This is a genomic window from Nocardia sp. NPDC004604 (assembly GCF_040609795.1).
GTDB lineage: Bacteria > Actinomycetota > Actinomycetes > Mycobacteriales > Mycobacteriaceae > Nocardia.
This window is the reverse complement of record NZ_JBEXLC010000001.1, coordinates 95,321-110,420: the sequence shown is the minus strand read 5'-3', so window position 1 is coordinate 110,420 and position 15,100 is coordinate 95,321. Positions and strand designations below refer to the sequence as shown.

The 15,100-nt window shown below is 63.2% G+C and carries 9 protein-coding genes and 4 tRNA genes; 6 read left to right on the top strand and 7 right to left on the bottom strand.

The genetic code is table 11. From position 1 onward, the window contains the following. Positions 1–12: 12 nt before the first annotated feature. Positions 13–546, bottom strand: a complete 534-nt coding sequence (locus tag ABZW16_RS00545; RefSeq protein WP_354950633.1) for a VOC family protein — start codon at positions 544–546, stop codon at positions 13–15. Positions 547–732: 186 nt separating this feature from the next. Here ABZW16_RS00545 and ABZW16_RS00540 point away from each other — a divergent pair, with 186 nt between their 5' ends. Beyond that, positions 733–4,146 (top strand): protein kinase, encoded by a 3,414-nt coding sequence (locus tag ABZW16_RS00540; protein ID WP_354950631.1) that lies wholly within the window; start codon positions 733–735, stop codon positions 4,144–4,146. A gap of 231 nt (positions 4,147–4,377) precedes the next feature. Here the strand turns inward: ABZW16_RS00540 and ABZW16_RS00535 are convergent, their stop codons facing one another. The 4 genes from ABZW16_RS00535 to ABZW16_RS00520 form a co-directional block, all read right to left on the bottom strand. After that, a complete protein-coding gene (locus ABZW16_RS00535; protein WP_354950629.1) occupies positions 4,378–7,176 on the bottom strand; it encodes an AAA domain-containing protein in 2,799 nt (932 codons plus the stop codon). Between the two features lie 520 nt (positions 7,177–7,696). Further along, positions 7,697–7,957 carry a hypothetical protein gene (locus ABZW16_RS00530; protein ID WP_354950627.1) on the bottom strand — a complete coding sequence of 87 codons (261 nt, stop codon included), beginning with the start codon at positions 7,955–7,957 and terminating at the stop codon, positions 7,697–7,699. Positions 7,958–8,028: 71 nt separating this feature from the next. After that, the gene (locus ABZW16_RS00525; protein ID WP_354950625.1) at positions 8,029–9,126 is read right to left on the bottom strand and encodes a DUF3578 domain-containing protein; all 1,098 of its coding nucleotides are present in this window, start codon (positions 9,124–9,126) and stop codon (positions 8,029–8,031) included. A 550-nt stretch (positions 9,127–9,676) separates the two neighbouring features. After that, a tRNA-Val gene (locus tag ABZW16_RS00520) sits at positions 9,677–9,748 on the bottom strand. 553 nt (positions 9,749–10,301) lie between these two features. Between ABZW16_RS00520 and ABZW16_RS00515 the strand changes: the two genes are divergently transcribed. The 3 genes from ABZW16_RS00515 to ABZW16_RS00505 all read left to right on the top strand — a co-directional run bounded on the left by ABZW16_RS00515 (position 10,302) and on the right by ABZW16_RS00505 (position 10,565). Continuing rightward, positions 10,302–10,374, top strand: a tRNA-Gly gene (locus ABZW16_RS00515). A 44-nt stretch (positions 10,375–10,418) separates the two neighbouring features. Continuing rightward, positions 10,419–10,489 (top strand) — tRNA-Cys (locus ABZW16_RS00510). Position 10,490: 1 nt separating this feature from the next. Then, positions 10,491–10,565: transfer RNA gene (locus tag ABZW16_RS00505), tRNA-Val, on the top strand. A gap of 128 nt (positions 10,566–10,693) precedes the next feature. On the opposite strand, the gene ABZW16_RS00500 is transcribed toward ABZW16_RS00505, so the two are convergent. Beyond that, a complete protein-coding gene (locus ABZW16_RS00500) occupies positions 10,694–12,013 on the bottom strand; it encodes a tyrosine-type recombinase/integrase (RefSeq protein ID WP_354950623.1) in 1,320 nt (439 codons plus the stop codon). A 770-nt stretch (positions 12,014–12,783) separates the two neighbouring features. Between ABZW16_RS00500 and ABZW16_RS00495 the strand changes: the two genes are divergently transcribed. Next, a complete protein-coding gene (locus tag ABZW16_RS00495; protein WP_354950621.1) occupies positions 12,784–14,070 on the top strand; it encodes an AAA family ATPase in 1,287 nt (428 codons plus the stop codon). Positions 14,071–14,288: 218 nt separating this feature from the next. After that, on the top strand, positions 14,289–14,468 hold the full coding sequence (locus ABZW16_RS00490) for a helix-turn-helix domain-containing protein (RefSeq protein WP_330256665.1): 180 nt from the start codon (positions 14,289–14,291) through the stop codon (positions 14,466–14,468). 196 nt (positions 14,469–14,664) lie between these two features. On the opposite strand, the gene ABZW16_RS00485 is transcribed toward ABZW16_RS00490, so the two are convergent. After that, entirely contained in the window at positions 14,665–14,961 is a 297-nt protein-coding gene (locus tag ABZW16_RS00485) for a hypothetical protein (RefSeq protein WP_354950619.1), read from the bottom strand. Positions 14,962–15,100 lie beyond the last annotated feature (139 nt).

Sequence of the window (15,100 nt, the reverse complement as noted above, 5' to 3'; positions counted from 1 at the left end):
CCATGGATCGACCTAATCCGCATTTTTGGCGAAAGCGCGCTGCCAGATCGCATGGTCGGTCCGCGGCCCGCCCGGGGTGTCCGCGCCGTACCGGGCGATCTCGGCCGGGAGATCGAGTGGCCGAGTCGGCGCGGTCATCTCCGCCAGCGCCGGCCCGACCGCCGCATCCGGCACCAGCCAGCACACCTCGAATTCGATGCCGTCGGGATCCGACCCGTACACCGCCTTCGTGCACCCGTGATCGGAGGCTCCGGTCAGCGCCGCGACGTCGCGCAGCCCATCCCTGACTCGCCCCAGTTCGCGCAGCGTATCCACCTCCCAGGCCAGGTGGTAGAGCCCGACCCGGCCGGTGCGGTGCGCGCCGACCGGATCCGACGACTGGAACAGGCCCAGGTCATGGTCATTGGCCGAACCCGCGGCCCGGAGGAACACACCGCCGGGGAATTCGCCGATCCGCCGGAACCCGAGCACCGCACCGTAGAAGGCGGCCGAGCGCTCCACCTCGGAGACGTACAGGACGGCATGGTTCAGTCGCTGAATAGGCATGGGGGCGGCTCCTTTTCGACATGGTCGTTGCTATGAGCCGACCATGAACGCGCACCCACCACAAGAGACCCGCCCACTGGGCGGTCGATATCCCGATTCCGGAGTTCGCCGGGCATAAACTGGGAAGCCAGCGCGGTAGCACCGCGGACCAACGACACCGAGCAGCACATGGCCGACCGCGATCCCATGGCAACACAGACCAACCGGCCGCCGGATATCGGCAAGGAACTGGCAGGCACGGGTCTCGACGATCCGCAGCTGGTCGGCCGTGGCGGATTCGGTGTGGTCTATCGCTGTCGGCAACAGGCATTACACCGCGACGTCGCGGTCAAAATCCTCACCTCCGGTGAGTTCGAGTCGGAGAGTTCCGAACGATTCTTGCGCGAGCAGCAGGCGATGGGCGCGCTGTCCGGGCATCCCAATATCGTGCACATCCTCGAGGTCGGCACCACCCGCAGCGGACGTCCCTATCTAGTGATGTCGTATCACGCCCGTGGTTCGCTGGAGGACCGTATCCGGACTGCAGGGCCCTTACCGCTGGCGGAGGCATTGCGAATCGCGATCAAACTGGCGGGCGCCCTCGAGACGGCACATCGGGCCGGGATACTGCATCGCGATATCAAGCCGGGCAATGTCCTGCTGACCGACTACGACGAACCCCAGCTCACCGATTTCGGCATTGCCCGCGTCACGGGCGGCTTCGAAACCACGACCGGCGTGGTCACCGGCTCCCCTGCATTCACCGCGCCGGAGGTCCTGCAATCGGGCGACTCGTCGGTGGCTTCGGACGTCTACGGACTCGGCGCGACCCTGTTCTGCATGATCACCGGCCACGCCGCCTACGAACGCCGCGCGGGCGAGCAGGTGGTCGCGCAATTTCTGCGCATCGCCGCCGAACCGCTGCCGAATCTGCGCCCCGAGGGCATCCCCGACGACGTCTGCGTCGCCATCGAGGCCAGCATGTCGCACAACCTGGCGGACCGCCCGCAGTCCGCCGCGGAATTCGGTGAGTCACTGCGCGCGATCCAGCGCGCCAACGGCGTGCCCGTTCAGGACATGACGCTGCCGAGTGTCAGCCCCATCGACACCGCTGCCACCGGCACCCCGTCGGGCGCCACCGCCGCGGTGTCGATCGCACCCGGCCGGACATCGTCCGCGCGGCCGGCACCGGCCACTCCGGAAACCAAATTCCGCCCGACCATGTCCGGGCGCCGAATGGTCCAGCGAGACAGGCTGATCGACGCGATGCGAGCCGACCATCGGCGGCGCCTGATCGTCATCCACGCGCCCGCGGGATTCGGCAAGAGCACCTTGGCCGCGCAGTGGGCCAAATACCTCCATGAGGACCAGCAGGTGGCAGTCGCCTGGTTGAACGCCGCCGACGACGACAACAATGTCGTATGGTTCCTCGCCCACCTGATCGAGGCGATCCACCGGGTGCGGCCGGAACTGGCACCCACACTGGGCCGAGTACTCGAGGAGGAGGGCGAGCAGTCCACCCGCTATGTGCTCACCACACTGATCAACGATATCCACGAACAGCGCCAACGAGTGGCCGTGGTGATCGACGACTGGGATCGGGTCACCGATCCCGACGCCGTGGCGGCCCTGCGGTTCCTGCTGGAAAACGGCTGCCATCACCTGCAGATCATCGTCACCAGCAGGTCATTGGCGGGAATACCGGTCGCCACCATGCGAGTTCGCCATGAACTCATCGAAATAGATTCCACCGCAATGCGTTTCGATGAGTCCGAGGTAAGCTCGCTACTGGTCGAGGTCGGCGGCTTCGCCTTGGACGACGACGAGGTCGCCGCGCTGCGTACCGGCACCGAAGGCTGGATCGCGGCACTGCAACTCGCATCACTATCGCTGCGCGAACACCACGATCCGACCACGCTCATCGACCATCTATCGGGACGACACCAAGCCATTGCCGAATATCTGGCGGAGAACGTACTCGACACCGTGGATCCCGAATTGTTCGATGCCCTGCTGGCAACCGCACTGCCCGAACGGATCTCCGGTGGCCTCGCCGCGGCGCTGACCGGACAGCAGCACGGGCAGGCACTGCTGGAAGATATCGAACGGCGAAATCTGTTCCTGCACCGTATCGACGAGGGCGGCGAATGGTTCCACTACGACCAGCTGTTCGTCGAATTCCTGCGCCAACGACTCGCACGTGACCGCCCCGAACGGATAGCCGACCTGCACCGTACCGCTGCCGCCTGGTTCGCCGAGCACGGCATGCTCAGTGAGGCAGTCGATCACGCGCTGGCTTGCGGCGATGACGATTACGCGGTGGACCTCCTCGAAACCCGAGCCATGGACCTCGTCGAACATGCCCAGCTGGCGACATTGCAAGGGCTGGTCGCCAAACTTCCGCCGCGGCTCACTGCGACCCGGGCTCGACTTCAGGTCGCCCTCGCCTGGACCTACGCGATACTGCGCCGTCCCACCGAACTGCATACCGCGCTGCGCCTGGCCCAGACGGCACTGGACGCGGCACCCGATCCGACGCTCACCGCCGAAGCGGCCCTGATCGGCTGTTCCGAACGCGCACTGGCCGATCAGGTCGAGGGTATCGACGCCGTGGTGACCGACTGTCTGAAACGTACCGACACACTGTCACCGTGGACGCTGTGTGCGGCGGCGGCTTTCGCGGCGTTTCTGGCGACCGATCACTTCGATTTCGACCGAGCGCGGGCGTGGCACCACTGGGCCGCGCCCTACCACCAGCAGGCCGGCGGGACATTCAGCCTGGTCTACAGCCACTGCCTGATCGGCCTCGCCGAGCGCGAACTACTCGATATCGCCGCCGCGGAGCACAGCTTCCGCACCGCCCTCCGAATTGCCGTCGATGCCTCCGGCACCCGGTCCTACGCGGCGCGACTGGCAAGTTCGCTGCTCGGTGAGCTGCTCTACGAACGCGATGAGCTCGACGCCGCCGAGCAGTTGCTCGATCAGGCCGTCGAACTCGGAATCGGCGGCGGCCCAGTGGACTTCATGGTGGCGAGCTACGCGACCGGCGCCCGCATCAAGGCGGTGCGCGGCGATCTCGAAGGCGCGGCGCAGCGGCTGACGGACGGCGCGAGAACCGCGAAGGCGTTGTCCCTGCCGCGACTGGCCGCGCGCATCACCAATGAACAGGTCCGACTCGGCCTGACGACCGCGTCGACGGCCGCCATGGTTCAGCCGAACAGCGATAGCGCCATCGCGATCATCACCGCCGAACTGGGCGAGAACTCCGCGATCCGGACACTGCTGCGGACCGTAGACCCCGCACTGATCGCCACCGCCTGCGTCCGTGCTCGCGTGCTGCGCGATTCGATCGACTCCACCCGCCGACCGCGCGCCGCTCTCGACGCCGAACTCCTGCTCGCGTCCTGCCTCGCGGCAGCCGAACAGACCGACCAAGCGCGAGATACCCTCGTGCCGATACTGGCCACCTGCGCCGACACCGTCCTGATCCGGCCACTGCGCGACGAAGGCCCCTGGCTACGATCCCTGCTCCGCGGACTCGAACATGATCTGCGCGAAGGCAATTGGCGCGACGAATGGCCGCAGGTCCCGCAAGCCTTCTTGGCCATGGTTCTCGACTGAGGCTCGTGCTGATGAGCGGCGGGAACCGGTGAGTTCGAGCCAGCCCGATATTCCGTCAGGGTATCCATCAAAACGCAACGGCGAATACAGAGTGCTGGCCGCGCCCCTCCCGCTCGGGTCCAACGCCCCCGGCGAGCCGTAGTCGGGCATCTGCAGATCCGGTCGAACCAGGTGACCTGGCAGCGTAGTGCCTTGCCGACTGGCGTTGGAATCGGATCGGATCGACTCGTATCAGCGGGTGCTGGGCGGATTTGGGGGGTTGTGGGCTTGCTCCCGGAGGCGGTTGAACTCGCGTCTCAAACGGTCGACCTCGTCGCTGCCGGTGGTTGGAAACCGCAGGAGGGGTATTCGGTATGTGTTGCAAATGCTGTCCTTCAAGGCATCTCGGGACAACTGCAGCGGATTGTTCTCGTGATATGCGAAACCGTCCACTTCGATCGCGCACAGCGGCAGATTGGTTACCCGGTTGTAGACGACGAAGTCGATCGACGCGCGCCGGCGTACGAAGCCGCGCTGCTCCTCGGTGAGCAAGCGGGTGTCCGGCAGTAGATTCATCAGCAGCACTTGCGAAGTGACACTCAGTTCACGGTATTCGTCCTCGTGCAGCAGGTCCTCGAGTACGGTCTGCATGATCACTTCGGACCGAACCTGCCCGGTTCGATTGCGTAGCCGATTCGCCAAGGGGCGCAAACGCGCCGAATATTCCTGGTACAGCAGGTCGAAGACCGATACCACCGAACTGTCGAAAGTCTCCTTGTCCGGATTGTGGTATCGGATGTAGCCGATCAGATCCCGTAGGTGGCGACTCCCCGGCAGCATGTCGTGGTTGGTCACCAGCACGAAGCGCCTCTTGGCACGCGATACCGCGACATTGACCAATTGCGGCTGGTCCGCGAATTCCAATCCGCCCTTTCCGCTTTGACTGGCTTCCCGCTCATCCAAGACGGTGGTCATGACGATGGCGTCCTTCTCACGTCCCTGGAAACTGTGCACGGTATCCGCCTCGATCGCGGCGATGAGCTGGTCGGCTGCCTTATTCGCCTGCTTGCGGTAGGGCGTGGTGATGCCGATCTGTTGGTTCGGGAAGTCGGCACAGTACTGTGGCAGCACTTCTCGCCGGATCACATCGATTTCCCGCTGATTGGTGCGCCCACCCCCGTCGTGCCAGCGCATATGGTTGCCCGCCACGGTTCGTGCCACCACCATGGCCTGGTAGCCGTTCTGGCTACTGGTGAAGGGGATGAGTTGTTCGTCGTAGAACTTCTTGTTGCAGAATCCGATAATGGCCGGGTCGCAACGGTAGTGTTCCTGCAGCATGACGCGCGGCAACTCAGCACCGTACAGTTCGATCAGCGACGCCAGAATACTGTGCTGCTGACAGTTGTACGCGGGCGCGGGCGCGGGCGGACACAACTGTTCCGGCATATTGTCGATGAACTGCAACTGCCGCAGATCGCCGACGACGATCAGATTTCGACAGCAGGCCATGGCAATTCCCGCTGCGAGCAGATCCACCTGTGATGCTTCGTCGATGATGAGATAGTCCAGCAGGCGTCCCTTGCCGATACTGCGCTCGAGCGAGTGGCAGGTACTCAGGATGACCGGATAGTCATGACTGAACCGACCCCACTGGCTTCGATAGCCCTTGTCATAGGTGCGAGGCGCCTGCCGCGCATAGCGCTGCCGCAGACACACTCCCAGCCAGTCCACGGAAAGTGTTCGCTGCTCCTCCGCCAGCCGCTCGAATCGCGCCCCCGTCAAGGAATTTCGAACCTCCTCGATCTCCCGCTCGAGCTCGGCGATCTTCTTATCGTAGAACACCCGTTGCAGTCGCAACACGATCTCCACGTCCCCGGCATCGACGTGCCGCATGGATCGGTATTTGAAGTACTTCCGCATTCGGTCCCACAGCAGTGTGATGCCCGTGGTCCGGACCAGTTCGGGATCAGTGTCGCCGATGTAGACGAGAATCTTTGCCGCACTCCAGCGCAGCACCGGGAGTTGGTCGAGTTCTGGCAGCTCGTGCCGCTCGAAATAGCCATTGAAATGGCGGCGCTCCAACTCGAAGGCGGCCAGCCGCGAACGCAATTGCGCCAGTTCTCGTTCGGTTTCCTGCAGGCCGCGCAGGCGACGATCGAGCTCGACCAGCCTTTCCGCCGAGGGCGGTTCCCGCTGGGCGGATGACCGCAGGGCCGCGACGACCTGATTCCGCGGTGCCTGATTGCCGAGAAATTTCGCCCGTTTCTCCGCACGTCCGAGATCGGCCGCGACATATCCTAATCCCGCCTCAGCGAGCTTATCGCGGACGTTCTCCACCGCTGCGTTGTTGGACGACACCACCGCGACCGTCCGCGACTCGTCGACAAGGATATTGGCGATCAGATTCAGAATGGTCTGCGTCTTCCCGGTCCCCGGCGGCCCATCGATCACCGAAATCGGGTGGTGCAGTGCATTGTCGATGGCTTCGCGTTGACTCAAATTGGTGTGAAACGGATAGATCGGCGGCGACGGCGAATCCTTCCGCACATCGATCGACCCGCCCTCGAGAAAGCGATGCAGTGCGCTGTCCGGATGCACGAATGTCAATCCCGCGAATCCCTCACGCAGCGACCGGCTTTCGTCCGGCAGCAGTGCGGCCACCGCACGCCAATACTGCAGAACATTCGTTGTCCGCACATCGAATGCCCCATTGCGAACGAACTCGACTTGCTCCCCCGAGCGCACGGCGCACTTTCCGGCAGTGCCGTAGAACAGATGCCACCACACCTGCCCGGCCCCGGTGAAGTAACGTGCCTCGGTGATGTTGTTCCAGATCTCACCATCGACCGCGACGCCCACATCCGAACCGATCGCAACGACCTGAGGATTGTCGAGAACAAGAACGCGTTGCGCCGCAAACCCGTAAGTTCTCTGGCCTGCATAGGTCACGTGCACCCGCCCGCCATCGAACCGCAGGCCGGTAACCTCCCCGGTCTTGTCCTCGAACACCCCGTCGGTACCAATGAGTACCGCAACCTGACGCGGATCCATCAAATGCCCCCCTCCCCGGCTACCTCAGCCTCCCGAGCGTACTGCCCGAAAAGGCAAGCGGGGCAGCTTTTCTCGCTGAGCGCCAGTCGATCGCCGAGGGTGATGATCCCGCATGGTTCGGTGGCGGAGCCGTTGATCGAAACCCCCGCCCCCGGCCGGACATCGGCGACAGCCGTGTATCCCGCAGGCCGGTTTCAACTGTTGCCTGCTCAGCCAGGCATGGAAGCCTCCTGCAATCCCACATAGCGGTCACTGGTCGAGTTTGTCTTTCGGCGTGAAGACCGGCCAGTTCACTGGGAACGGCAGTTACCGCAGGTGGTCGTACCACACCGGGTCGTGCGGGCCCACTGACTTGTATCGGGTGCGCCACTGGTCGCCCGGCCGGTCGTGTTCGTCGATCACCAGGGCCGGGACGCCCAGTCGCCGTCGTCGCGCGCCGAGCGTCTTCGGGCATCAACCTCCGATGATCGGCACGACCCGCGTGCCGCCATCGGTCGAATCGCCCACGAGCGCAGCGGATTCACCACCGCGGCGGCCGCCCGAATTCGGTCAGGGCTCGAGGACGGCCTTGATCACCGTTCGGCCGCCCGAACCCCAGTCGCTCGGCCGCAGCCAGCTGGTGGCGGTGGCGGGCATCCACATCCACCGCGTGCCCTTGGTGCTGCGCGGCGGCCGCCGTCAAGAGCCCGACCGAGCCGCCGCCGACCACGAGGACACGCTCACCCGGTTGCACCTGAGCTCGCCGGACCGCGTGCCAGGCCGCCGAGCCGGGCTCGTTCAAACAAGCGTCCTTTACATCGAGTTTTGCTCCACTTGAACAAGGGCCAGGTCCAGCAATAATCCGGATCCGGCCTATTCCAGAGGAATCCGGTATCGGAAGGAGATCGGCGTCAGTGCTGTGTCATCGATCTTCCACGGCTGAGTGATGACCGGTGTACCGCCATACGCCACCAGGGCCCCGTTGGTTCGGTCGAGGAGGATCGAATGAACAACGACGAGAGCGTTGCTCGGATAGTGCTTCATATGGTGCTCAACCTCGGCGCGGGTGACGATGATCTGCTCTCCCGGTGAGGCCGTGCCCTTCACCTCGACGTAGATCGTTTCGTCGTCGCGGGTGGCAAGCAGGTCATAGGATTCGACGGCGCCGGTGTCTTTGACCTTGTAGCCCTGCGCCTTGAAGTGCTCGGTGGCCAGCGCTACGGCGTGCAGTTCGATGGCCTTCTTCTCGTCGTGGTTCAGCCGGAAGCCTTGCCCGCCCTTACGACGTCGTCGAGTCTTGCCGGCCGCCTCATCCGCGGCGAGTTGCGCATCGGCGATCTCTGGTGGTTCGTCGCCCGGAATGTAGAGTGCGCTCTCTTCGGCCGCGTAAAGGTGTTCGAGCAGGCGTCCGATGTGGATGAGGTCGTTGCGGAGCTCCTCATCGGAGGGGATCTCAGCGACGCGGTACTCAATGCCGTGAACGTTGCCGAACTGGTAGACCCTGCCGAGACGCTGCTTACCCTTCAGATTGATGTCGTGGAAGGTTTTCGGGTCGGCGTCGGTGTCCACCAATACTTTTCGTGCCCACTCCACTCGCTGTGCCAGTTGGGCGGAGGAGCGGAACGAGAAGTCTTGTCGCTCAACATCCCAGGTTGTCGTGCCCTGATTCAACGACAGGTACACCGCCTCACCCACGGCATCGAACAAGTACACCGCGTACCAGCCGTCCGTCGGTGCTGGGCTGCGAGCAGGATCGAAGTACCGGCTCCATGGCACCTCCGCCGGGGCCCCTTTGCCGCCACTGCCGGACGCTCGCCACGCGGGCCAAATCGCGGCGAGTTCAGATCCGATCTGATCCCGAATTACATACTCCACCAGATCCTTACGCTGCTTCATCAACGCGCTCTTCGGATCCGGCGTGTACGCCGCTTGAAGTTTCAGGACCTCGTTCAAGGTTTCCCCCAGTGACATGACGAGCAATGTACTCGCCCCCGCCGACACAAACCGTTGACCCGCAATGGTTCTCCGAGAGTCAATACCGCTTCGGCTGACCCCGTTGATTCGACGGACGCTCCGGAAACGCCACAGGATCATCACGGGGCGACACAGCGTCGGCGGGCGCGATCAAATCCAGGAAGATCCACTGCCCACCGGTCTCCACCGGCACCTCGATACTCGCGATCCACCGACCATCCACCAGCCGATGCCAGGCTCGCTGAGTCGCAGGCATCTGCCCCGACAGCACCAACCCGCACTTCCGCACGGTCGCCGACACATCACGCGCAGATGGCACGACATCACTGGAAAGGACGCGATCGATGTCGACGTAGACCGGCCGCGGCGGAGAGGATGGACGCCACACACTCCACTGCCGACAATCGAACATACTTTCGAATATTGCACACGCACGGTAGCTCCGAGCCAGGCCGAACGGATTGCCACGGTCGAACACGGTCATGTGGAGTTCCCCGAAGCCTGACGAAAAATCCCCCCGACCAGGCGATACGTCGAGGGGATTCGGTGGTCCCAGCTGGTTTCGAACCAGCGACCTTCCGCGTGTGAGGCGGACGCTCTCCCGCTGAGCTATGGGACCAAAATTGTGTTCGAGCGGGGCCGTAGTGGCCGTTCGAACGAGATGGAACCTTAGCACGCATCACCGGCGTCCCACCAAATCGCCACCTCGTGGGCGTGGGATCCAGTGAGTTCGCCTACGGATTCCGGAGACGCGACGGACGAATCCCTAAGGTTCCCAGCAGAACCAATGCTTCGATCGAGTGGCCGCTGACTCGTTCACTCCGGCGGGGGCAGAAGCTCCGGCGGCTCGACTGGCCCGCCGTAGATCTCGGGCTGACGCGTCACGCGGCCGGCTGGATCCTCGACCGCGTCAGGGCTGTGCACCCCGATCGGCATATACCGTCCCGGCTTCTCGATACCGGACTACAAGTCGCGGTGCAGACTCCACTCACCCCGTCGAAACCGACATAGGGTCCCGCTGCGCCGTATCCAGCCCCGATCCAAGCCCCCGAACAACACGCGTGTGATTCCAGTTCGGGCCGTTCTACCAGCGGATTTGTAGGTTGCGGCGAACGTCGGCTAATGTTCTGTCTCGCACCACGGAGGGCAGCGAGCCTCCCGGAAGTGCAAATGCGGATGTAGCGCAGCTGGTAGCGCATCACCTTGCCAAGGTGAGGGTCGCGGGTTCGAATCCCGTCATCCGCTCGAGGAGTAGGGCCAGGCAGTATTCAAGCCTTCCCCCTTCGCACGGTGGAGTGGCCGAGTGGTGAGGCAACGGCCTGCAAAGCCGTGCACACGGGTTCGATTCCCGTCTCCACCTCGCGCGATTAGCTCAGCGGGAGAGCGCTTCCCTGACACGGAAGAGGTCACTGGTTCAATCCCAGTATCGCGCACCACCGTCTCCGCAGTTCAGAGGCACTTTCTGAGGAAACTCGGAAGGTGCCTCTTCTGTTTTTCAGCCTCCGAACACACACCCAGCACACACAAGGTCGAGTAACTCCGAGCTAGCGGGAGCAACTCCGAGCTACTTTGAGCCACTCGACATGGCCGCACCGAGTAGCGCGGCATGCGCCTTGAGGTCCTTCGGGAACAGGTCGATGTAGACCGATTCCGTGATCGCCGTGGACGCGTGGCCCATCCAGTCGGCGATGTACCGCGATGAGATACCCGCCGACGCACACAGACTCGCGAACGTGTGCCGCAAGTCGTGCGCGGTGAGTTCGGTTTCACCGTCGTCGTCGAGATACAACCCGGCCAGCTTCGCGGCGGGGTGCAACACCCGCTTGTTCCAGTTGGTCCGCCGGATCGTTCCGCCGGTCGCGGCGGTGAACACCAGCGCGGCGGCGGACTTACCCTTGACGTGCACGCGGAGTTCATCGACCAACTCGGACACGAGATCGAGAGTTCGCTTCTTGTCCCCCTTGGGCAGACCCAATACCAACTTGCCCTTGACGTCGGTATACGCCTCGAACACTCGGACGTGCTGGCCGTCGAGATCGAGATTTTTCACACGCAGCGCGGAGGACTCGCCAATGCGCAGGCCGGTGTAGGCCATGAACCGAATCGCGAGCCCGTCCGGCGACGACGCAGTAGCCGGGATGATCGGCACCCCATCGTCGTCGTGTTCAACGGCGAGTTCGGCGGCACGGTCGCGCCCGACCCGCTTGCGGTTCGTCCGCAGGCCGTAGAGGTAGTCGGCGGCAGCGGCAAGCCGCGCGACCTCGGCGTGAGAGAGGTAGTGCTTGTCCTCTTCCTCGATCTTCGGCAACTCGACGTCGCGAGCGGGATTCGCGCGCATCCGGCCGTCACGCACCGCCATGTGCAATACCCCGGCGAGTACTTGGTAGCAGCGGTGCACCGTCGCCGGGGCCATCTTCGGCGTGATGTCGCCGACCCACTTCACGACGTCGCCGTGCGTGATGCTGCCCAATTCCCTACTCCCCCAATACGGCAACACGTGGTTGCGTAGAACGCTCCCGTAGTTCTCGCGGGTGGACTCGGCCTTACGGATGAGCGACGCCGTCCACGTCTCGGCCATTTCGGAGAACAGCGCGGCCGACTTGCGCTTGTCGATGTAGCTACCGGTGTGCAGTTCCGAGGCGATGCGGTCACGTTCGGCGGTTGCCTCGGCCTTGGTTTCGAATGCCGGGAACCGCTGCTTACCGTCCTGGTCGACGTAGCGCACCTGCCACCGGCGGCCCTTGGGCACCTCGGCCCCGTCAGGGCCGGTCTTCCATCCGCTCGGACGCTTCTCGCGGCGGCGGAAGTCGATGTAGTGCGCGTCGAACACGGTCACGTTGCCGGGCTTGCGGCGGGGCTTGCGGGGTGTCTCAGAGGTACTCACACCACCAATCTATCCGATGACCTCTTACTTGAGTACACACATTTGATCCGGTTCCCGCTCGTTATCGAGCGAAACCACCGAGGACAATCACCGGGTTCCGCTCCTATGTTCCGGTTCTCACGCTTCCAACCCTCACCGTGGCCCAATTTCGCGAATCCGACGAACTGGATGATCAAGTAGTCGTTCGACGTGAATTCAGGTGCGCCCAGCACGCCAATCCGACGATATATTGCCTGGTCAGAGCCTCTCGAACACTGCCCCATACCACACACCCCCGACATATCTCCCCAAAAACAGCCCTACTTGCTTGTTAAATGCGTCACACTTTTCCGCAGGTTGCATCTTCAAACTTGCTGACCTGCGGTTTTGTCGATTCCCGGGTTGCACCCATATGCAAGCATGAATTCTATTCAGCGCACAAGCGTTCTAACGAGCGCGATGGGAGACACAACGAAGTGGAAGCGCAACCGCCCGCCGAGGTCTGGCTTAGCCGTAACGAACTCGCCGCCCGGCTCAAATTGCCGTCCCGCACCCTTGCTGCTTGGGCAACACGGGGAAAGGGTCCGCACTACGTACAGATCGGACGCTATACCCGCTATTGGCTTCCGGACGTTATCGAGTGGGAAAACGCACAGCGCCAGAACAGCGGGCGCGCAGCCTGACCAAGTTCGGAGTCCGGTAGGTGTTCGAAGCGTCTACCGGACCCCTCTCCGCGTTATTCACGCATAGCGACCAATCCCGGCCGACGAAACGAAAGATCAACAACCACAGTGGGCGAGCCAAACACTCCGGTCATTCATTGCGACCGTCACAAGTCCTATCAACTCGGCTGCAAGAATTGCGAATGGCAACTTGAGCAGCAAGCCATATGGGAGCGACAGCAAGCGCACCGCAGAAACTCCGCACCGTCGACCGACGAATCCCAGGATTGCGCCGCCGATTCGAGCGCAGCAGGAGCGTTGCAACTCTTCCCTATAGACGAGTTGCAACCGGGCGTCGAAATTCACAGGTCAGAAGGTGTCTTCGAGTCTCATCCGACTCACCCGCAACTCACCGTCGCCGACCGCGCAGAGTCACACCCCAGCGGGATCAGGAAACCCCGTTATGTGGATATGGCCGCACTCCTGAACGGCACGCTTCCCGAACCACTCGTACCAGATGTTTGCCGCCGCAGCGACGGCGTCGGGCTGTTCTACCGGGGACAATACAATGTGCTATTCGGCGACCCGGAGACCGGAAAAACGCTGCTCACCGACTACGCGACCGTTCAGGAACTCGCTGCGGGCGGTCGGGTACTGCGTCTCGACTTGGACCACAACGGGCCGAAATCAGCTGTCGGCCGACTGCTCGGCATGGGCGCGGAGCACGCGACGGTTACCGATCAACAGCGGTTCCTGTATATCGAGCCGGAGGATAGGCGAGAACTGAAAGCCGTCATCGCTCACATGGCAGAATGGCTTCCCACTCTCGTCATTCTCGACAGCGTGGGCGAGTTGGTCCCCATGTTCGGCGGCAACAGCAATTCATCGGACGAGTTCACGAACTGCCACCGAACGGTAGTCAAACCTCTCGTGCAATCCGGTGCGTGTGTCATAGCCATTGATCACTTGGCAAAAGGTGATGCGTCCCGGTTGTACGGTGCGAATGGAACGATGGCAAAGAAGCGGACCACTGGGGGCACCTCCATACGGGTAGTGGTCGACGCGCAATTCACGCCGGGAAAAGGCGGCAGTGCGCATCTCTACATCAACAAGGATAGGCATGGCGGACTCCGCGACACTTGCGAGGTAGGCAAGAAAGAACCTTGCGCGGGCAAGTTCATTCTGCGACCGAACGGCAGTGCGCTCGGGCCAGAAGTCCAGGCACCGAACACTGAAATGCGCGAACTGAATGTGAGCGATGTTCCGCCGGAGGATATTGCCGCTATGGGTGCGCTCGACCCACCGCCCAAATCGGCGCGAGACGCACGCGCTCGACTCGGGTGGGGCGAATTGCGCAGCCGTAACGCATTCAAAGCTTGGCGCACAAAGCGATGGCCGGGTGAAACAGCCGCCTAATAAGGACGTCCGGGCATACTGCGTCCGCTCGTCCCGCTACAAGCGTTTGGGGGTTCTCCCGATGTCTTGCGGGCAGCCGACACGCGAGAACTCTAAATGCAGTCATGCAAAACCACTGCGCTGCAACACAACACAACACATCGTGCCGATTACCGCATCCCGCATCTGCGGCTTTGTCCAGCCAGCCAACCAACCGTCAACCCAACGGAGCACACGAGATGTCAGCTCTACTGACCCCCGCCGAGACCGCCGCGCGCCTGCGCGTGCACCCGCAAACGCTGATCAATTGGCGGGGAGAGGGACGCGGCCCGCGCTCGTTCAAGATCGGCCGCCGCCGGTTCTACGACGAACACGACATCGACGCCTGGATTCTCGAACAGAAGCTCGCCAGCGCGTAAGGGTTCCGTTCATCCCGTCCAAAGGACTTCACAGATTCGCTAGTCCACGACCGGGGCCGGGTGCGCGCACACCGCACGCGAAATATGTTGCCGCCGTGTCTATTTCAGTCGTCGTAGTCGGACGGCCAGAAGATCATTGCGACGACGACGGCCAGCGGTAGCGCTATCACGAACACGAGACCAGCTTGCGTCGCGCTCACCGGCGTACCCCGCCGAGTGTGGACCAACGGGCGAACGACGCACGCGGCGTGGCACATTCGACGTCGGCAACCGACATCAACCGATTTAACGTCACGAGGTCAACGTGTGCCGAGGACGGCAGCAAGACCACCTCTGCCCCGGACGCCTCGACCTGTTCGGCCAGGCCGAGCACGGAGGCGGGGTTCGCCCATCGCAGCGCGTACCCCAACCGCCGCGCCAACCGGCGCACCTGCGCGGTATCCCATTCCGTTGTCGGCGAGCACGGGTCTACCCATCCGAGCGCGTCGTCCATTCCCGACCTTCCCCTGATGCCGTTGGTAGGCCCCGCCGCCGGGGAATCGAGTTCGACCCGACGGCGCGGCTGTACCGAGCGTCACAGCGGACGGGGGCGGCCGACAATGGCACTTTCCGAACGCGGCCGGGGAAGTGCC